Source organism: Falsigemmobacter faecalis (assembly GCF_003863335.1).
Lineage (GTDB): Bacteria > Pseudomonadota > Alphaproteobacteria > Rhodobacterales > Rhodobacteraceae > Wagnerdoeblera > Wagnerdoeblera faecalis.
This window is the reverse complement of sequence record NZ_RRAZ01000012.1, coordinates 78,453-97,670: the sequence shown is the minus strand read 5'-3', so window position 1 is coordinate 97,670 and position 19,218 is coordinate 78,453. Positions and strand designations below refer to the sequence as shown.

Genomic DNA, 19,218 nt, shown 5'->3' with positions numbered 1-19,218 from the left:
GCGTCATGATCCCGTCCAGCTTCCCCTCCCGCGAAGAAATTGCCCGCCTCTCGGCCGGTATGCTTCTGGATATCAAAGCGGTCCATTTCAACGCCGCAGAGCCCTTCCAATATGCCTCGGGCCTCAAGGGGCCGACCTATGTCGACTGCCGCAAGCTGATCTCATATCCGCGCATCCGCTCGGCGCTGATGGATTTCCTGACCTGCACCGTGATGCGCAACGCAGGCCTTGAGGCCTTCGACAATATCGCCGGTGGCGAGACCGCAGGGATCCCCTTTGCGGCCCTGGTGGCCGAGCGTATGGCGCTGCCGATGACCTATGTGCGCAAAAAGCCCAAAGGCTATGGCCGCAACGCCCGTATCGAAGGCGTGATGACCGAAGGCCAGCGCGTGCTGCTGGTCGAAGATATGACCACCAATGGCTTTTCGAAGCTGTCCTTCGTCGATGCGATCCGCGAAACCGGCGCGGACTGCGGCCATACGGCGGTGATTTTCTACTACGACATCTTCAAAGACACCGTGCCGAAGCTGCGCGAGCATGGCGTTGAGCTGCATTATCTCTGCACCTGGTGGGATGTGCTCGCCGTCGCGCGTGAGCGGAAGGCCTTTGATGAGGCAACCCTCTCTGAGGTCGAAGCCTTCCTCACCAGCCCCGATGCCTGGCGCGAAAGCCGCGGTCTGCCCACCGCCTGAGCCACGCAAAGATGATCTGAAAATAATTTCAGGCCGGGGGAGACCCCGGCCTTTGTCTTTTCCACATCATCTCGCGGTCAGATCCCGCGCCCACGCAAGACATGGTGACAAAGCCCGCCGGACGCGCCAGACTGCGCGAGGCGGCGCCCGGCTTATGCCCTCGACCCTGAGACCGCCATGCCCTAAACAAAGAGACCCTGCCGAACAGCCCTGAAAAGACGGTTATGACCGAGATTACGCCGCTTCGCCCTGCCGCCCCCCTGCCCGCCGCCGACAGCGCCGCCGAGGTGCTGCCGCATAACATTGAGGCCGAACAACAGCTTCTGGGCGCGATCCTGACCAATAACGATGTCTACGACCGCATCGCCGCTTTGGTGAAGGCCGAGCATTTCTACGACCCCGTCCACCAGCGCATCTTTCAGATCGCCGCCTCGCGCATTCAGAAAAACGCCCTCGCCTCTCCGGTGACGCTGAAGGCCTTTCTGGACGACGATGCGGGCCTGAAAGAGCTGGGCGGTCCTGCCTATCTGGTGCGCCTTGCCGGGGCCGCCATCTCGGCCTTTGCGGCGCGCGATTATGCGCAGATGATCTATGATCTCGCGGTGCGCCGCGAGCTGATCGCCCTTGGCAAAGACATCGTTGACCGCGCCGCCAAGGTCGATATCGCCTCTGAGCCGAAAGAGCAGATCACCGAGGCCGAACAGCGCCTCTATAAGCTGGGCGAACAGGGTGTGGTTGAGCGCGGCTTCCAAAGCTTCCTGCGCGCCGTCACCACCGCCGTCGACACCGCAAATGCCGCCTATCAGCGCGGTGGCGGCCTGTCAGGCATTCCGACGCAACTGATTGATCTGGATAAGAAGCTTGGCGGTTTGCATCCGTCCGACCTCATCATTCTTGCCGGTCGCCCCTCGATGGGGAAAACCTCGCTTGCGACCAATATCGCCTTCAATGTCGCCAAGGCCTATAAAAAGGGCCGCCGTCCGGATGGCTCTGAAGGTGCGGTAGAAGGCGGCGTCGTCGGCTTCTTCTCGCTGGAGATGTCTGCCGACCAGCTTGCAGCCCGGATCCTGTCGGAAGCGGCTGAGATCCCCTCAGAGCAGATCCGCCGCGGTGATATGACCGAAGGCGAATTCCGCCGCTTTGTCGAAGCCGCCAAAGCGCTGGAAACCTGCCCGCTTTACATTGATGACACCCCGGCGCTGCCAATTTCCCAGGTCGCCGCCCGGGCGCGCCGCCTGAAGCGGACCCATGGGCTTGACGTGCTGATGGTGGACTATCTTCAGCTGCTGAAGGGCACCTCGAAAGACAACCGCGTCCAGGAAGTCTCAGAGATCACCCAGGGGCTGAAGGCCATCGCGAAGGAGCTCAACATCCCCGTGATCGCCCTCTCGCAGCTCTCCCGTCAGGTGGAAAGCCGCGAAGACAAACGCCCGCAGCTGTCGGACCTGCGCGAATCGGGCTCGATTGAGCAGGACGCCGATGTGGTGATGTTCGTCTACCGTGACGAATACTACAAAGAGCGCGAAAAGCCCGGCGATCATGAGCTGGAAAAGATGGCCGCCTGGCAGCAGGTCATGGAGCAGGCCCACGGCAAAGCCGAGGTCATCCTTGGCAAGCAGCGTCACGGGCCGATCGGCACGGTGGAGCTGAGCTTTGAGGGCAAGTTCACCCGCTTCGGCAACCTGGCCCGCGAGTGGCAGACAGGCCGCGACGACTACAACTGAGATCAGGGCCGGGGATTTCCCCGGCCTTTTCTACAGGCGCCGCTTAATCCCGCAGCCGCGCCAGGTCATGCGGCTGGGTCAGCGCCTCAGCCGCGCGACTGGCGGCAATCTCCGCCTGACGCTCCGCGGCGGCACGAAATCCAGGCGCTCCGATCCGGCTCAGCGCGGCCAGCGTCTTTTTCAGCCGCACCTGAATTTCCACAAGGCCCGCGCCGTCCCGCGCCATCATCATGAAGGCATCCTCAAAGAGATCCGAATCGCGCAGTGGCGCCACCCGCAGGCGCGGATAGACCGGCTCCGGCGCCCCGGCCTGCAGCTCAGCCGTCCCCTCGCCCCAGAGCGTCATCAGCCGCGCCAGACGGCCCAGCACATCAATCGCCGTGCCGGCACCATTGGTGGCCGGTGACAGCCCCCGCGAGCCGATCTCCGCCATGACCATAACGCCAAAGCGCGGGTCCTGATCAAAGGTGCGGGCAATGCCGGTGGTGAAGGCGGCGCGAAACTCCTCCATCTTTTCCTCCGCACCGTCATGCCAGGCCAGAATGCTGTCGGCATAAAGAAACTTGCCCGGATTGACGGGGATGCGGATCTGCGTCTCCAGCGCCTCCGCAAGATCGGAAAGCCCCGGCAGATCGATGTGCTGCAGATAGCCCACATCGCCCGCGCGCAGCACAACCGAGCCCTCAGGGGGTACAGCCTCCGCGGGTGCAAGCGCCACGCCCCCCAGCCAGGGCTGCGCCAGCCGCGCCTGCAGTGCCAGGGTCGCCGCGCGCTCGACCCTGCCCGTCGTCTCCCCCATGCGCCCGAGCAGCAGCAGATGGTTAATCCAGCGCAGCAACATCACCACGATCAGCACAATGACCGCAATGGTCACCAGAAACAGGATGAACCGCCCGCGATCGCCATAAGCGCCGGTTTTCAGCACCACCAGCCCGACGATCGAAAAGATGAAAGAACCGACAAAGCTCGACAGCACATTCTGCGCCAGACGATCCTCCAGCAGCAGCGGCGTGGCGCGGGGCGTCACATTATTGGTGGCCGCACCAAAGGCCCCCAGCATGGTCGACAGCGAAAAGGTCGTCACCGCCAGCATGGAGGAGGCGATGATCGCCAAAAGCGATTCGACCGCCGCCGCAGAGATCTCCACCGGGAATTGCCAGGGCAGCCAGGCCTCGGCGAAAACAGAGGCCAGGGCAGCGAAAAGACCCAAAAGCCCCAGCAGCACCGCCCGCACCCAGAGCCTGCGGCTCAGTTGCAGGAGCTTCCATCGCCAGCGTGTCATCCGACCTCCCTCCCCCTGCCTTTCAGGAAGAGTGGCGGCCGGATCCGGGCCGCGCAACGAAAAAGGCGCCCTCCGCATGGGAAGGCGCCTCTCTCAGCCAGTGGCCGGAAATTCTCAGACCGATGCTTCGGTGATGAATTTCACTGCATCGCCGAAGGACTGGATGGTCTCGGCTGCATCGTCCGGGATCTCGATGCCGAACTCTTCTTCAAATGCCATCACGAGCTCGACGGTGTCGAGGCTGTCCGCACCGAGATCGTCGATGAACGAAGCGTTTTCGAGGACTTTGTCTTCTTCAACGCCGAGGTGCTCGACAACGATCTTCTTCACGCGGTCTGCGATATCGCTCATGGTACTACCTTTTCTGAAGCGGGAAGAGCCCGCAGTCTGTCCCATATCGTTCGCAAAGCCCTCTGCCACTGCGGCAAAGTCCATGCGATCCGAGGCGGGCTATAGCATGTTAATCAGGCGTGGCAAACTGTTTCCGCCACACCTGCGGCAATCACAGCATCGCCATGCCACCGTTGACGTGAAGTGTGGCACCGGTGACATAACCAGCCTCGGCACTCGAGAGATAAAGTGCAGCAGCCGCAATGTCTTCCGGGGAGCCCATCCGACCCGCCGGGATCTTCGGCAGCAGCGCCGCCTTTTGTTCGTCGTTCAGTTTTTCCGTCATCGCGGTGGCAATAAAGCCCGGCGCGATGCAGTTCACCGTAATGCCGCGGCTGGCGACTTCCTGAGCCAGCGCCTTCGACATCCCGACGATTCCGGCCTTCGACGCAGCGTAATTCCCCTGCCCCGGATTGCCGATCGCGCCGACCACCGAGGTGACGGAAACGATGCGGCCATAGCGCGCCTTCATCATGCCGCGCAGACAGCCGCGCATCAGGCGGAAGCTGGCGGTCAGGTTCACGTCGATGACCGACTCAAACTCTTCATCCGACATTCGCATGAAAAGATTGTCACGCGTAATCCCGGCGTTGTTCACCAGAATATCCACGCGCCCGCCCATCAGATCGGCGGCCGCTTTGGGCAGCGCGTCGACCGAGGCGCCATCCGAAAGGTTCGCAGTTGCAACAAAAGCCCGCTCGCCAAGTTCAGCGGCCAGCGCCTGCAAAGGGGTCTCGCGGGTGCCCGAGAGCGTCACAACAGCGCCCGCCCCGTGCAGGGCCCGCGCCACGGCGGCGCCAATGCCACCCGAAGCGCCGGTCACCAGCGCCGTTTTACCGGTAAGGTCGAACATAAGTCCTCCGTTGAGTTTCGGGGGGTGTAGCGCCAATTCCTTCCGCAAACAACCTTTGCCTTCCAGCGGAGTTCCGCGCGCGAAGGAGCAGAACAAAGAAAGAATGAGTATTTAAGAAAAGCCAAAACAGCGGGCGCGGCGCTGGTACTTTGGCTTTTCTTAAATACTCATTTTTTAAACCTGCACGCTCTGAACCTGCCCCCACACCCCCCCGAACAGTATCGCCGCGGAAATGCAAAGAGCCCCCGAAGATGTCCTCGGGGGCTCAGAGTGATTTTCAGGCCGAAAATATCAGACGCCGATGGCTGCTTTCAGCGCGATCAGGTCGTTGACATATTTGTCAGCGACTGCGCGATCAGCGGCCGAAGCGGCGCGGGCGCGAGCCGCGTCGATCAGCGCGTCAAGCACGGCTGCCGAGGCTTCGGCAACCGGGATCGCCTGCTCTGCGAGCACCGAGATCGAGCCCGCATTGATCTCGGCGAAGCCGCCGGTCACTGCGAAGGCTTTGGTGCCTTCAGCGGAAACCGCTTTCAGCACGCCCGGACGCAGGGTGGTGATAAGGGGTGCGTGGCCCGCACCCGCCGTCAGATCGCCCTCGGCGCCGGGGATCTGCACCTCGGTGGCCGCAACGGAAGCAAGCTTCCGTTCCGGCGACACCAGGTCGAATTGCACCGTATTGGCCATCAGTTACCCCCTCAGGCGTTCGCTGCCATCTTTTCGGCTTTGGCGATCACGTCCTCGATGCCGCCAACCATGTAGAAGGCGCCTTCCGGAAGGTGATCGTATTCGCCGTTGACCACTGCTTTGAACGAGCGGATGGTCACGTCGAGCGGAACCTGTACACCGTCCGAGCCGGTGAACACTTTTGCCACGTCGAAGGGCTGCGACAGGAAGCGCTGGATCTTACGGGCACGGGCCACGGTGATCTTATCGTCTTCCGACAGCTCGTCCATGCCGAGGATGGCGATGATGTCCTGCAGCGATTTGTACTTCTGCAGGATACCCTGGACTTCACGTGCCACGTTGTAGTGCTCTTCGCCGATGACTTTCGGATCGAGCAGACGCGAGTTCGAGTCGAGCGGGTCAACGGCCGGGTAGATACCCAGTTCCGAGATCGCACGCGACAGAACGGTGGTTGCGTCAAGGTGGGCGAAGGTGGTCGCCGGTGCCGGGTCGGTAAGGTCATCTGCCGGAACGTAGACGGCCTGGATCGAGGTGATCGAGCCGTTTTTCGTCGAGGTGATGCGTTCCTGCATCGCGCCCATGTCGGTTGCCAGCGTCGGCTGGTAGCCCACTGCGGACGGGATACGACCCAGCAGTGCCGACACTTCCGAACCCGCCTGGGTGAAGCGGAAGATGTTGTCGACGAAGAACAGAACGTCGGTACCCGACTGGTCACGGAACTGCTCTGCCAGGGTCAGACCGGTCAGCGCGATACGTGCACGTGCGCCCGGCGGTTCGTTCATCTGACCATAGACCAGGGCCACTTTCGACTCGCCCAGGTTGTCCGGCTTGATAACGCCCGATTCGATCATCTCGTGGTAAAGGTCGTTGCCTTCACGGGTCCGCTCACCAACGCCTGCGAACACCGAGTAGCCCGAGTGCACTTTTGCGATGTTGTTGATGAGTTCCATGATGAGAACGGTTTTACCCACGCCCGCACCACCGAACAGACCGATCTTACCACCTTTGGAGTAGGGGGCGAGAAGGTCGATCACTTTGATGCCGGTCACGAGGATCAGCGACTCGGTTGCCTGCGAGGCAAAGTCCGGAGCCGGCTGGTGGATCGCGCGGGTTTCGGTTGCCATAACCGGACCCTTTTCGTCGATCGGCTCGCCGATGACGTTCAGGATGCGGCCGAGGGTTGCGTCACCCACCGGAACCGAGATCGCTTTGCCGAGATCCGACACCGCTGCGCCGCGGACGAGACCTTCGGTCGCGTCCATTGCGATGGTGCGGACAGTGTTTTCGCCAAGGTGCTGAGCCACTTCGAGGACCAGACGCTTGCCGTTGTTGGTGGTTTCCAGCGCGTTCAGAATCGCAGGCAGGGTGCCTTCGAACTGCACGTCGACGACGGCGCCGATGACCTGGGTCACCTTACCGTTAGCCGTAGCTTGTGCCATTGGTTTTCTCCGTTCCGGTCGTCAGAGCGCCTCAGCGCCCGCGATGATTTCGATAAGTTCCGTGGTGATCGCGGCCTGACGGCTCCGGTTGTACTGGATCGTCAGCTTGTTGATCATGTCGCCGGCGTTGCGGGTTGCGTTGTCCATTGCGGACATCCGCGCACCCTGCTCCGAGGCGCCGTTCTCAAGAAGGGCCGTGAAGATCTGCGTGGCAACCGAACGCGGCAGCAGGTCAGCGAGGATCGCCTCTTCCGACGGTTCATACTCGTAAAGCGACGAGGCAGCTGCCGCATCGGTCTCGATCTGAGCCGGGATGATCTGCTGTGCCGTCGGGATCTGAGCGATCACCGACTGGAAGCGGTTGTAGAAGATCGTCGCCACATCGAATTCGCCGCCGTCATAGCGGGCGAAGATCTGCTGGGCGATGTCCTGGGCATTGGCATAGCCAAGCTTTTTGACTTCGCTCAGATCGACATGGCCCACGAAATGAGCCTCGAGATCGCGTTTCAGCTGCTCGCGGCCTTTTTTGCCAACGGTGAGAATTTTCACCGTTTTGCCGGCTGCCAGCAGCTTTTGCGCATGTGCCCGTGCCAGACGCACGATGGTGGTGTTGAAGCCACCGCACAGACCACGTTCGGAGGTCATGACCACCAGCAGGTGAACCTGATCCGAGCCCGTCCCGGCGAGAAGCCGGGGCGCGCTGTCAGAGGTGCCGACCGAAGCGGCAAGACCGGCCATTACGGCGGTCATGCGCTCGGCATAGGGGCGCGAAGCCTCTGCCGCTTCCTGCGCACGGCGCAGTTTCGCGGCAGCGACCATTTGCATCGCCTTCGTGATCTTCCGCGTGTTCTTAACGCTTCCGATCCGGTTTTTTAGGGCTTTAAGGCTGGGCATATCCCTGTCCTTTCAGTCCGATTAAGCAAAGTCGCGGGAGAATTCGGCGATTGCGTCTTTCAGCTTCTGCTCGTCTGCACCCTTGATCTTGGGATCGGAGTTGGTGATCCAGTCGAGGATGTCCTTACGCTTGGTGCGCAGGAAGGTCAGCAGACCTGCTTCAAAACGGCCGACGTCTTTCACGGCAACTTTGTCGAGGAAGCCTGCGGTGCCCGCATAGATCACAGCAACGATTTCAGCGTTGGTGAGCGGCGAGTACTGCGGTTGCTTCATCAGCTCAGTCAGACGGGCACCACGGTTCAGCAGGGCCTGGGTCGACGCGTCGAGGTCCGAACCGAACTGTGCGAAAGCAGCCATCTCGCGGTACTGAGCGAGCGACAGTTTCACCGGGCCGGCCACGGTTTTCATCGAGTTGGTCTGAGCCGACGAGCCCACGCGCGACACCGACAGACCGGTGTTCACTGCCGGGCGGATGCCCTGGTAGAAGAGTTCGGTCTCAAGGAAGATCTGACCGTCGGTGATCGAGATCACGTTGGTCGGAATATAAGCTGAAACGTCGCCGGCCTGGGTCTCAATAACCGGCAGTGCGGTCAGCGAGCCATTGCCGAAATCGTCGCCGAGTTTCGCCGAACGCTCAAGCAGGCGGGAGTGGAGATAGAACACGTCGCCCGGGTAAGCTTCACGGCCCGGCGGACGGCGCAGCAGCAGCGACATCTGACGGTAGGACACAGCCTGTTTCGACAGATCATCATAGATGATCAGGGCGTGACGGCCGTTGTCGCGGAAGAATTCTGCCATCGCGGTGGCCGAATAGGGCGCGAGATACTGCAGCGGAGCCGGGTCCGAAGCGGTCGCAGCGACAACAATGGTGTATTCCATTGCGCCGGTTTCTTCGAGCTTTTTCACCAGCTGGGCAACGGTCGAACGCTTTTGACCGATTGCCACATAGATGCAGTAGAGTTTCTTCGACTCGTCGTCGCCAGCAGCCTCATTGTAGGACTTCTGGTTCAGAATGGTGTCGAGCGCCACAGCGGTTTTACCGGTCTGACGGTCGCCGATGATCAGTTCGCGCTGGCCACGGCCAACGGGGATCATTGCGTCGATCGCTTTGATGCCGGTCGCCATCGGCTCGTGAACCGATTTACGCGGAATGATGCCAGGCGCTTTGACGTCAGCTACGCGGCGCTCGGTCGAAGCGATCGGGCCTTTGCCGTCGATCGGGTTGCCCAGACCGTCGACAACGCGGCCGAGCAGAGCGTCGCCGGCCGGCACGTCCACGATCGACTTGGTGCGCTTGACGGTATCGCCTTCTTTGATCGAGCGGTCATCACCGAAGATCACGATACCGACGTTGTCGGTTTCGAGGTTCAGTGCCATCCCGCGGATACCGCCGGGGAATTCCACCATTTCGCCGGCCTGAACGTTGTCCAGCCCGTGCACACGGGCGATCCCATCGCCCACGGACAGCACACGGCCAACTTCGGCCACTTCGGCGTCTTTGCCGAAGTTTTTGATCTGCTCTTTGAGGATCGCAGAGATCTCAGCAGCCTGGATTCCCATCACCCAACCTCTTTCATGGCATTTTGAAGTGCGGCGAGCTTCGAGCGGATCGAAGTATCGATCATTTTCGAGCCAACCTTTACGACGAGACCACCGATGAGGGCCTCATCAACGGTCGTTTTCAGTTTCACGGTTTTGCCAACGGTGGTTTGCAGCACCTCTGCCAGCTGAGCCGACTGCTCAGCGGTCAGAGCCACAGCAGAGGCCACCTCAGCGGTGACTTCACCCTTGGCGTCCGCGATGCGCGCCCGCAGGTCGAGGACCAGCTGCGGCAGCGTGAACAGACGACGCTTCTGCGCCATCAGCGCGAGCGTATGAACCGTCAGTTCCGAGAAATTCAGTTTCGCAGCAACGGCTGCGATTGCGCGGCCCTGATCTTCACGGGTCAGCACCGGCGAGGTGATGACTTCACGAAGATCCGCACTGGCAGCAAGAGCCGCCTCCAGAGCGTCCACGTCGGCTTCCAGCGCCTGCAGCGCGCCGCCTTCGGCCGCCAGATCAAACAGAGCCCGTGCGTAGCGCGAGGCAATGCCGAGGGAAATCGAAGCTGGTTCGGACACGTCGACCCTTCCGTTGTCTTTGCCCTGGCCAGCTTCCGGCGTGACTGCCGGACGCCGGGTCAAGGTCCACCCGTGGCGCAGACCGGGGGCCTGCGTCATACTTTGCGATGCGTCTAGCAGAGGAATTTTCATGTCGCAACCTTTCGGGTGGCTGCGAATTCCTTTGAAAGACGCAAACATCAGGACTTTCTTGACGATGTGCGCCTTAAATCCGGATCCGGCACAGTGTCGCAGGGTTTTGCGGCCCTGTTGAGCGGCCTTTGACGCCGGATCACGCGCAAAGGCCCGGGGCTGATTCACCAGCTGCCGCTTCGCGCTCTGCGTGAATATTCATCACATCCGCCGCGGCGAGGGACGGATGGCACTTCCCGGCTCGGCCACGGGCAGTGCGGCGCCTTCCAGAACGCGCAGCGGACGACGCACCACCGCCCCCAGACCACCCCGCCGGGGGTTCCAGACCTGCCGTGAAGCCTCAACCATAATCACCCCGCCCGAGCGCCAGGGGGTGAAGGCGGCATAGCGTTCCCAGACATCGGCGGTGCGCAGCCAGAAGGCGGCGTCGCTGGGCGGCATATAAAGCGCCGAGGTGGTGCGCTCCGGCAGCAGATCCCAGGCCTTCAGCTGCGCTTCCAGCTGGCCCGCAGAATAGGGCCTGCCATAGCCAAAGGGCGTGCTGTCGGCGCGGCACCAGAGCCCTGCCCGGTTCGGCACGATGATCATCATCCGCCCCTCCGGGCGCAGCACCCGCACGCATTCCTGCAACACACCTGCCGGGTTGTCCGAGGTCTCAAGCCCGTGCATCACCACCAGACGATCGACACTTTCCGAAGGCAGCGGCCAGGAGTTTTCTTCGCTTAAGACCGAGACATTGGGCATCCCCGCGGGCCAGGGCATCACCCCCTGCGGCCCCGGCATCAGCCCGATCACCCGCGCCGCCGTCCCAAGCCAGGGCCGCAAAAGCGGCACCGCAAAGCCAAAGCCCGCGATGGTCTCTCCCGCACGCGGCGGCCAGAGACTGACCAGCTGATCCCGGATCGCCTTTTGCGCCGCCCGGCCCAGCCGGGTGCGGTAGTAGAAGTTTCGCAGATCAAGCACATCAAGATGCATTGCCCCGGGGGTCCTTACAGGGGAAACTCAGAGCCGCAGAATAGCCTGACCGGGAGAAAACACCATGGCCGCTGAGATCCTTCGCATCCCCTGCCTTCAGGATAACTACGCCTGGGTGCTCCATGACGCCGCAAGCGGCATCACGCTCTGCGTCGATGTTCCCGATGCCGCGCCGGTCAAAGCGGCTCTTGCAGACCGTGGCTGGACGCTGACAGACATCCTGCTGACCCATCACCACGATGACCACATTCAGGGCGTGGCGGATCTGCGCGCCGCAACCGGCGCGAAGGTGACGGGGGCTGCGGTCGACATCCACCGCCTGCCCGCCCTTGACCGCAGCGTTTATGCCGCAGAGCGCTTCACTCTGGGCGGCCTGACGGTTCAGGTGATGGACGCGCCCGGCCACACCATCGGCCATATCGCCTATTATATCCCTGAGGCGAAGGCCGCCTTCACCGGCGACAGCCTGATGGCCTTTGGCTGCGGCCGGCTGTTTGAGGGGACGGCCGCGCAGATGTGGCAGACGCTGTCGCGGCTGAAAGCCCTGCCCGGTGAGACGATGATTTATTCGGGCCATGAATACAGTCTCTCAAATGCCCGCTTCGCCTTGACGATTGAGCCATCGAATCCCACCTTATCCGCACGGGCCGCTGAGATTGAAGCCGCCCGTGCCGCCGGAGAGCCGACCCTGCCGGTCCTGCTCGCCACCGAATGCAGCACCAACCCGTTCCTGCGCGTCTCTGAGCCGTCCGTCCGGGCTGCTCTGGGGATGGAAGCCTCCTCCGACGGGGAAGTTTTCGCCGAGATCCGCGCCCGAAAGGACCGTTTCTGATCCCCTCTGACCGGCTGACCGATCACATTTTCGGTTTTGCAGCAGGAACCTCAGCGGCGCACAGAAAATTGCCCTTGAAGAACGGCAAATAAAACCGAAGTTTAATCGTAAGAGGCGAGGGTAAGGCCTGAAAGCCGTCAGGCCCCGCCCGCAGGACAAGGAGCACCGAAGTGCCGTCGTTCACCACTACGCTCGAACAGGCCATTCATGGCGCACTCGCTCAGGCGAATGCGCGTCATCATGAACTCGCTACGCTCGAACATCTTCTGCTCGCCCTGATCGATGAGCCTGATGCCGCGCGTGTTATGAAAGCCTGCTCTGTCGACCTCGATGAGCTGCGCCGCGCGCTCACCGAGTTTATCGACGATGATCTGGCCAATCTGATCACCGAAACCGAAGGCTCGGAAGCCGTGCCCACGGCCGCCTTCCAGCGCGTGATCCAGCGCGCGGCGATCCATGTGCAGTCTTCGGGCCGCTCGGAAGTGACCGGGGCCAATGTGCTGGTCGCGATCTTTGCCGAGCGCGAATCGAATGCGGCCTTCTTCCTGCAGGATCAGGATATGACGCGCTATGATGCGGTGAATTTCATCGCCCATGGCGTCGCCAAAAACCCCGCCTATGGCGAGGCCCGCCCCGTTCAGGGCGCGGATGAGCCGGGTGAGACGCTGAAGGCCGAGGCCGGTGAGGCCAAGGATTCGGCGCTGTCAAAATATTGCGTCGATCTGAACGTGAAGGCCCGCAAAGGCGATGTCGATCCGCTGATCGGCCGCGAGCCTGAGGTGGAGCGCTGCATCCAGGTGCTCTGCCGCCGCCGCAAGAACAACCCGCTGCTGGTGGGGGATCCGGGCGTGGGTAAAACCGCGATTGCCGAAGGGCTTGCGCTGAAGATCACCCGGGGCGAAACCCCGGAGATCCTCTCGGGTGCGACGATCTTCTCGCTGGATATGGGCTCGCTGCTGGCGGGCACCCGCTACCGCGGTGACTTTGAAGAGCGCCTGAAACAGGTCGTCAAAGAGCTGGAAGATCACCCCGATGCGATCCTCTTTATTGATGAGATCCACACCGTCATCGGTGCCGGTGCCACTTCGGGCGGTGCCATGGATGCCTCAAACCTGCTGAAGCCCGCGCTTCAGGGCGGCAAACTGCGCTGCATGGGCTCAACCACCTATAAAGAGTTCCGCCAGCACTTTGAAAAAGACCGCGCCCTCTCGCGTCGCTTCCAGAAGATCGACGTGAATGAGCCGACGGTTGAAGACAGCGTGAAGATTCTGATGGGCCTCAAACCCCATTTCGAAGAACATCACGATCTGGCCTATACCAAAGACGCCATCCGCCTCGCGGTGGAGCTGTCGGCGCGCTATATCCACGACCGCAAGCTGCCCGATAAGGCCATCGATGTGATCGATGAAGCCGGCGCGGCGCAGCATCTGCTGCCCGGATCAAAACGTCGCAAGACCATCGGCCCGAAAGAGATTGAGGCCGTGGTGGCGAAAATCGCCCGCATCCCGCCGAAAACCGTCTCGAAAGGCGATGCCGAAGTGCTGCGCGATCTGGAAGCCACGCTCAAGCGCATGGTCTTCGGTCAGGATCAGGCGATTGAGGCGCTGTCCTCAGCGATCAAGCTTGCCCGCGCCGGTCTGCGCGAGCCTGAAAAGCCCATCGGTAACTACCTCTTCGCCGGTCCGACCGGCGTCGGTAAAACCGAAGTGGCCAAACAGCTGGCCTCCTCGCTCGGGGTGGAACTGCTGCGCTTTGACATGTCGGAATACATGGAGAAGCACGCCGTTTCGCGCCTGATCGGGGCGCCTCCGGGCTATGTCGGCTTTGACCAGGGTGGTCTGCTGACCGATGGCATCGATCAGCACCCGCATTCGGTTCTGCTGCTCGATGAAATCGAAAAGGCCCACCCGGATGTCTTCAACATCCTGCTGCAGGTCATGGACCACGGCAAACTGACGGATCACAACGGCCGTCAGGTGGATTTCCGCAATGTGATCCTGATCATGACCTCCAACGCCGGGGCCTCGGAGCTGGCGAAGACCGCCATCGGCTTTGGCCGCACCACCCGCACCGGCGAAGACACCGCTGCGATTGAGCGCACCTTCACGCCGGAGTTCCGCAACCGTCTGGATGCCGTCGTCTCCTTCGCCCCCCTGGGCAAGGCAACGATCCATAAAGTGGTTGAGAAATTCGTCATGCAGCTGGAAGCACAGCTGATCGACCGCGGCGTGCAGATCGAACTGACCCCGGAAGCCGCCGACTGGCTGGGCGAAAAGGGCTATGACGAGAAGATGGGCGCGCGTCCGCTGGGCCGCGTGATCCAGGAGCATCTGAAAAAGCCGCTGGCAGAAGAGCTGCTCTTCGGGCGTCTGATCAAGGGCGGCACGGTCCGCGTTTCGGTCAAAGGCGACGCGCTCGACCTGCAGATCGAAGAGCCGGGTCGCCCCCGGATCGCCACGGCCCGCCCGCCGCTGCTGACCGCAGATTAAAGCCCAGGCCATTCTGTCATGAGAGACGCCCGCCCCATAAGGCGGGCGTTTTTCTGTTCGGCAGCCTGACGCGCCTTAGCCTGCAGAGGCCACAAGCCGTCAAAAAGCGCCCGCCGGGGCTGTCCGACGGGCGCTTTTTGACGGCTTAAACCTTCGTCACAAACTACATCAGGAAAGAACCGCAATCCCCTGATCTTCCACGATCCTTCTGGTAACCTCATCCCCCTGCACCGAACGCTTGAGCGCCAGAAGCGCGCGTTCACGGATCTGACGCACCCGCTCCCGCGAGATGTGGAATTCTTCACCCATCTGCGCCAGGGTGCGATTGTCATCTTCCATAACGGTGGCCGCGAGGATGCGGCGGTCGCGCTCTGGCAGACGGGCGAGGTGGCGGCTCAGAAGCTCCGCCATGGTCTCCGCCTCCCGCGCCTCGCCCACCCGGATCTCCGGGTCAGACATCGGATCCGGATCGGCCAGCAGATCCTGCCATTCAGCGCTTCCCTCGGCATCGCCCATCTGCTGGTTCAGCGACAGATCCCGCGCCGCGAGACGGTCCCGCACCATCTGAACGCGGTCAACATCGACGTCAAAGCGCTTTGCCAGTGCGGCATCCAGATCTTCCGGCGCGACGCCTTCCGCCTTCAACTCACCCTCTGCGCGGCGCAGACCAAAGAACATCCGCCGCAGCACCGACGAGCCGGGCATCCGGATCAGCGACCAGTCGCTATAGGCGTAATCCTGGATCTCGGCGCGCACCCACCAGGCGGCATAGGTCGAGAAACGAAAACCCATTTCCGGATCAAAGCGGTCTGCCGCTTTCAGAAGCCCGATATTGGCCTGCTGGATCAGATCCTCATCCGGCCGCCCACCCCCACGGGTCATCCGTGCGGCCGCCTTATAGGCCAGCGCCCGGTGCGCCAGAATCATCCGGTCCCGCGCCCGGGTGTCACCCGTGTCGCGCCAGGCCCGCGCCAGCCGTGCTTCTGTCTCGGCATCCAGAAATTCCGCAGTAAAGCCCCCGCTGCGGCGCTTGGGCGCCGCGCGGACAGGAGAGGCAGAGTTCAGATGACGGTTCGGCAGGATTGGGCGGTTCATCTCAGACACCATTTGATTTCGAATCGAAACTATCATCTTAAATCAGATTGTCAAACCAGTTTCGAAACGCTACTACTTTCGCATGGTGAGCCCTGAAGAAATCTCCGAACTGTTGATCCATCTTGGACGTGCTGCCCGCGCGGAGGATCAGAATGCCCAGCTGACGCCCGCACAGTGGACGGCGCTGCGCTATCTGTCGCGCGCCAATACGGCCTCGCGCACTCCCTCGGCCTTCGCAAGCTTTCACGCCACCACCCGCGGCACCGCCACCCAGACGCTGAAAGCCCTGGAAGGCAAGGCCCTGATCTGCCGCGGAGCGGGGCTCAGTGACGGCCGCGCCGTCTGCTATGACCTGACCGAAGAGGGCCGCAGCCTTCTCTCCGCCGATCCGCTGCGCGATCTGATCCGCGCCGTCGCGGGCCTTGATGAGACGACCCGTGACTGCCTCGGCCAGGCGCTGCCAAAGCTGGTCAGCACTCTTGCCGCCCTGCGCGAGGCGCCTTCATTTGGCACCTGCCACGACTGCCGCCACTTTGAGGGCGCACCACAAAGTGCCTTCTGCGCCTGTATGTCGAGGGTGCTGGCCGCCTGCGACACCGGCCTTCTCTGCGTCAACTTCAACAAAGACGCCCCCCCGAAACTTCGCTGAGGCCCCGCGGAACGCCAAACGCAAAGAGGCGGCAGGTTGTTGCCCTGCCGCCCCGGATCTTCGCGTCCTTTACCGCCTCAGCGGATGGTGACGGTGTATTTCTCGATCACGGTGTTCGCGAGCAGCTTTTCGCACATCGCTTTGACCTCAGCCTCAGCGGCCGCCGCATCGGTCGCGGTCAGATCCAGCTCGATCACCTTGCCCTGACGCACGGCATCAACACCGGCAAAACCAAGGGTGCCGAGCGCGTGGCGCACAGCCTCACCCTGCGGATCGAGGACGCCGTCTTTCAGCATGACATGAACGGTGGCTTTCAGGGACATCGCCGCGGGCCTTTCAGTTAATGAGCGTAGGTTTGGTCGTATGGGTGACGTTGGAGGGCATAACCCCCAGCCGCCGCGCCAGTTCAGTATAAACATCGGCCAGCGGCCCCGGCTCGCGCACATTGCCGTCGCGGTCGGTATCGCCCTGGCGCAGATCCCACAGGCGGCAGCTGTCGGGGCTGATCTCATCGGCGACCACAAGACGCATGAAATCCCCCTCCCAGACGCGGCCCGCTTCCAGACGGAAGTCCGCAAGACGAATGCCCGCCGCCAGCATGGCGCCCGACAGGAAGTCGTTCACCCTGAGCGCCAGCGCCACCATATCATCGAGGTCCTGCTGCGCCGCCCAGCCAAAAGCAATGATATGCTCTTCGGTCACCAGCGGATCGCCCAGCTTGTCGTCTTTAAAGTTGAACTCCACGATCGGACGCGGCAGCGCCGCCCCTTCCGGGATGCCCAGACGCGTCGACAGATCGCCCGCCGCATAATTGCGGACCGTGATCACCACCGGGATGATCTCCGCCATGCGGATCAGCTGCTCGCGCATATTCAGACGGCGCATGAAATGGGTCGGGATCCCGACCGTATTCAAGCCGTTCATAAAGAATTCCGACAGGCGGTTGTTCAGCACTCCGCGCCCGTCCGCAGGGGCCGGCCGGCTCGAGGTCTGAACGGCAGCATCATCCTTGAAATACTGAATAAGGGTGCCCGGCTCCGGCCCCTCATAAAGGATCTTCGTCTTGCCTTCGTAGACTTTTTTGCGACGTGCCATAAAACCTCGGACCCGGGAAGTGGATCCCCCCTTTTGCGCCCTCATAGTGCAGATGCCGCCCTGCTGCAAGGCACGGCCCCTTGCAGCAGGGCGGCAGGCTTCTCATATTTAAAACGTGAAGTCTCAGGAGGTGGCAATCATGACCACATTTGACGATCGCGAACGGGCCTTTGAAAGCAAATTTGCCCATGATGCCGAGATGCTGTTTCGCGCCGGCGCGCGGCGAAACCGGCTGCTGGCAGAATGGGCCGCCGGGGTCCTTGGCAAAACCGGCCCCGACGCTCAGGCCTATGCCCGGGAGGTCGCCCGCTCCGATCTCCAGGAAGCCGGCGACGAGGACGTCTTTCGTAAAATCCACGCCGATCTCGCCGGCCGCGTCGATGAGGCCACGATCCGCCACCGCATGACCAGCCTTCTGGCCGAGGCCAAAGCCACACTCGCCGCAGAATCCTGATCTCCGCGACCTGCCCCCGGCGCCGGTCTTTGGCTTTTCTTAAATACTCCTCTTTTCACCGCCGATGACAGGCGGGCCGCCAATACGAAAAAACCCCCGGCGCATCCTGATGCGCCGGGGGTCTTCATGACAGCCAAAGCCCGCCTCAGCCGAGCATCACCAGCGCGTGGCGTTTCTTGCCCGCCGAGAGTTTCAGCGGCTCTTTCAGATCCTCCGCCCCGATCATCCGGCCACCATCGGCCGCGGCCTCATCATTGACCCGCGCCCCGCCCTCCTGGAAAAGACGCCGTACTTCTTTGCCCGAGGGCGCCAGCTTGGCGCGCACGAAAAGCTGCGCCAGCGAAATCCCCTCCGCGGCCTCTGAGGCCGGGATCAGGATGGTCGGCAGATCCTCCCCGATGCCGCCCTTCTCAAAAACCTCCCGCGCCGTGGCCTCTGCGGCCGCTGCGGCCTCTGCGCCATGCAGCAGCGTGGTGACCTCATTGGCGAGGATGATCTTGGCGGTATTGATCTCCGAGCCCTGCAGCGCGCCCAGACGCTCGCATTCCGCCACCGGAAGCTCGGTGTAAAGCTTCAGGAAGCGCCCCACATCGGCATCGGTCGAATTGCGCCAGAACTGCCAGAACTCATAGGGGCTCAGCATATCGCCATTGAGCCAGATCGCGCCATTGGCCGATTTGCCCATCTTTTTGCCATCCGAGGTGGTCAGCAGCGGCGAGGTCAGCCCGAAGATCGAAGTGTCATTCACGCGGCGCGTCAGATCGATCCCGTTGACGATATTGCCCCATTGATCCGAGCCGCCCATCTGCAGCAGACAGCCATAGCGCGCGTTCAATTCCAGGAAGTCATAGGCCTGGAGGATCATATAGTTGAACTCAAGGAAGGACAGCGACTGCTCGCGGTCGAGACGCGATTTCACGCTCTCAAACGACAGCATGCGGTTGACCGAGAAGTGACGGCCAATGTCGCGCAGGAACTCCAGATAGTTCAGATGATCCAGCCATTCCGCATTGTTGAGCATGATGGCATCGCCCGCCCCTTCTCCGTAAGAGAGGTAGCGCGCAAAGACCTTGCCCATGCCGGCGATATTCTCGTCGATCTTTTCCGGCGTCAGCAGCGGACGCTCATCAGCGCGGAACGAGGGATCGCCCACCTTGGTGGTGCCGCCGCCCATCAGGGTGATCGGCTTATGGCCGGTCTTTTGCAGCCAGCGCAGCATCATGATGTTCAAAAGATGCCCGACATGCAGCGAGGCCGCCGTGGCATCATAGCCGATATAGGCCGGAACCACGCCTGTCATGAGAGCTTCATCCAGCGCCTGATAATCGGTGCAGTCGGCCACATAGCCGCGCTCAATCAGGACGCGCAGGAACTCGGATTTGGCATGGTAGGTCATGGCAAGATCATCCATATTTCGGG

General features: G+C 62.0%; 19 protein-coding genes. 6 read left to right on the top strand and 13 right to left on the bottom strand.

Going from position 1 to position 19,218, the window contains the following annotated elements:
- The first annotated feature begins 5 nt into the window (after nucleotides 1-5).
- Together EG244_RS09850 and EG244_RS09845 are read left to right on the top strand one after the other, a co-directional pair.
- Nucleotides 6-692 carry an orotate phosphoribosyltransferase gene (locus EG244_RS09850; protein ID WP_124964839.1) on the top strand — a complete coding sequence of 229 codons (687 nt, stop codon included), beginning with the start codon at nucleotides 6-8 and terminating at the stop codon, nucleotides 690-692.
- 224 nt (nucleotides 693-916) lie between these two features.
- Nucleotides 917-2,416 (top strand): replicative DNA helicase, encoded by a 1,500-nt coding sequence (locus EG244_RS09845; RefSeq protein WP_124964838.1) that lies wholly within the window; start codon nucleotides 917-919, stop codon nucleotides 2,414-2,416.
- A 43-nt stretch (nucleotides 2,417-2,459) separates the two neighbouring features.
- Here EG244_RS09845 and EG244_RS09840 read toward each other — a convergent pair whose 3' ends face one another.
- The 9 genes from EG244_RS09840 to EG244_RS09800 form a co-directional block, all read right to left on the bottom strand.
- Entirely contained in the window at nucleotides 2,460-3,698 is a 1,239-nt protein-coding gene (locus EG244_RS09840; protein WP_124964837.1) for a DUF2254 domain-containing protein, read from the bottom strand.
- Between the two features lie 114 nt (nucleotides 3,699-3,812).
- Complete coding sequence (locus EG244_RS09835) at nucleotides 3,813-4,049, bottom strand: acyl carrier protein (protein WP_124964836.1); 237 nt, start codon at nucleotides 4,047-4,049, stop codon at nucleotides 3,813-3,815.
- Between the two features lie 151 nt (nucleotides 4,050-4,200).
- Nucleotides 4,201-4,941, bottom strand: coding sequence for a 3-oxoacyl-[acyl-carrier-protein] reductase (gene fabG, locus EG244_RS09830; protein WP_124964835.1), 741 nt, complete (start codon nucleotides 4,939-4,941; stop codon nucleotides 4,201-4,203).
- A gap of 291 nt (nucleotides 4,942-5,232) precedes the next feature.
- Nucleotides 5,233-5,625, bottom strand: a complete 393-nt coding sequence (locus tag EG244_RS09825) for a F0F1 ATP synthase subunit epsilon (protein ID WP_124964834.1) — start codon at nucleotides 5,623-5,625, stop codon at nucleotides 5,233-5,235.
- A gap of 11 nt (nucleotides 5,626-5,636) precedes the next feature.
- Nucleotides 5,637-7,064: a F0F1 ATP synthase subunit beta gene (gene atpD / locus EG244_RS09820; RefSeq protein WP_124964833.1), complete on the bottom strand. Its 1,428-nt coding sequence runs from the start codon at nucleotides 7,062-7,064 to the stop codon at nucleotides 5,637-5,639.
- A gap of 21 nt (nucleotides 7,065-7,085) precedes the next feature.
- On the bottom strand, nucleotides 7,086-7,958 hold the full coding sequence (locus EG244_RS09815) for a F0F1 ATP synthase subunit gamma (RefSeq protein WP_124964832.1): 873 nt from the start codon (nucleotides 7,956-7,958) through the stop codon (nucleotides 7,086-7,088).
- Nucleotides 7,959-7,979: 21 nt separating this feature from the next.
- Nucleotides 7,980-9,518, bottom strand: coding sequence for a F0F1 ATP synthase subunit alpha (gene atpA, locus EG244_RS09810; RefSeq protein ID WP_124964831.1), 1,539 nt, complete (start codon nucleotides 9,516-9,518; stop codon nucleotides 7,980-7,982).
- Complete coding sequence (locus tag EG244_RS09805) at nucleotides 9,518-10,078, bottom strand: F0F1 ATP synthase subunit delta (RefSeq protein ID WP_124964830.1); 561 nt, start codon at nucleotides 10,076-10,078, stop codon at nucleotides 9,518-9,520. The genes atpA and EG244_RS09805 overlap by 1 nt, the downstream gene beginning before the upstream one ends.
- A gap of 333 nt (nucleotides 10,079-10,411) precedes the next feature.
- Nucleotides 10,412-11,185 carry a class I SAM-dependent methyltransferase gene (locus EG244_RS09800; protein WP_124964829.1) on the bottom strand — a complete coding sequence of 258 codons (774 nt, stop codon included), beginning with the start codon at nucleotides 11,183-11,185 and terminating at the stop codon, nucleotides 10,412-10,414.
- A 64-nt stretch (nucleotides 11,186-11,249) separates the two neighbouring features.
- On the opposite strand from EG244_RS09800, the gene gloB reads away from it, so the two are divergent.
- Complete coding sequence (gene gloB, locus EG244_RS09795; RefSeq protein ID WP_124964828.1) at nucleotides 11,250-12,017, top strand: hydroxyacylglutathione hydrolase; 768 nt, start codon at nucleotides 11,250-11,252, stop codon at nucleotides 12,015-12,017.
- Between the two features lie 170 nt (nucleotides 12,018-12,187).
- Entirely contained in the window at nucleotides 12,188-14,506 is a 2,319-nt protein-coding gene (gene clpA / locus EG244_RS09790; protein WP_124964827.1) for an ATP-dependent Clp protease ATP-binding subunit ClpA, read from the top strand.
- A 168-nt stretch (nucleotides 14,507-14,674) separates the two neighbouring features.
- Here the strand turns inward: clpA and EG244_RS09785 are convergent, their stop codons facing one another.
- Nucleotides 14,675-15,601: a sigma-70 family RNA polymerase sigma factor gene (locus tag EG244_RS09785; protein WP_124964826.1), complete on the bottom strand. Its 927-nt coding sequence runs from the start codon at nucleotides 15,599-15,601 to the stop codon at nucleotides 14,675-14,677.
- Nucleotides 15,602-15,713: 112 nt separating this feature from the next.
- On the opposite strand from EG244_RS09785, the gene EG244_RS09780 reads away from it, so the two are divergent.
- On the top strand, nucleotides 15,714-16,250 hold the full coding sequence (locus EG244_RS09780; RefSeq protein ID WP_233588970.1) for a MarR family winged helix-turn-helix transcriptional regulator: 537 nt from the start codon (nucleotides 15,714-15,716) through the stop codon (nucleotides 16,248-16,250).
- 77 nt (nucleotides 16,251-16,327) lie between these two features.
- On the opposite strand, the gene purS is transcribed toward EG244_RS09780, so the two are convergent.
- Both purS and EG244_RS09770 read right to left on the bottom strand, forming a co-directional pair.
- Complete coding sequence (gene purS, locus EG244_RS09775; protein WP_124964872.1) at nucleotides 16,328-16,567, bottom strand: phosphoribosylformylglycinamidine synthase subunit PurS; 240 nt, start codon at nucleotides 16,565-16,567, stop codon at nucleotides 16,328-16,330.
- A gap of 19 nt (nucleotides 16,568-16,586) precedes the next feature.
- Nucleotides 16,587-17,345 (bottom strand): phosphoribosylaminoimidazolesuccinocarboxamide synthase, encoded by a 759-nt coding sequence (locus tag EG244_RS09770; RefSeq protein WP_124964824.1) that lies wholly within the window; start codon nucleotides 17,343-17,345, stop codon nucleotides 16,587-16,589.
- A 139-nt stretch (nucleotides 17,346-17,484) separates the two neighbouring features.
- Between EG244_RS09770 and EG244_RS09765 the strand changes: the two genes are divergently transcribed.
- Nucleotides 17,485-17,799: a DUF1476 domain-containing protein gene (locus EG244_RS09765; protein ID WP_124964823.1), complete on the top strand. Its 315-nt coding sequence runs from the start codon at nucleotides 17,485-17,487 to the stop codon at nucleotides 17,797-17,799.
- A gap of 145 nt (nucleotides 17,800-17,944) precedes the next feature.
- Here EG244_RS09765 and tyrS read toward each other — a convergent pair whose 3' ends face one another.
- Nucleotides 17,945-19,195 (bottom strand): tyrosine--tRNA ligase, encoded by a 1,251-nt coding sequence (gene tyrS, locus EG244_RS09760; RefSeq protein ID WP_124964822.1) that lies wholly within the window; start codon nucleotides 19,193-19,195, stop codon nucleotides 17,945-17,947.
- Nucleotides 19,196-19,218 lie beyond the last annotated feature (23 nt).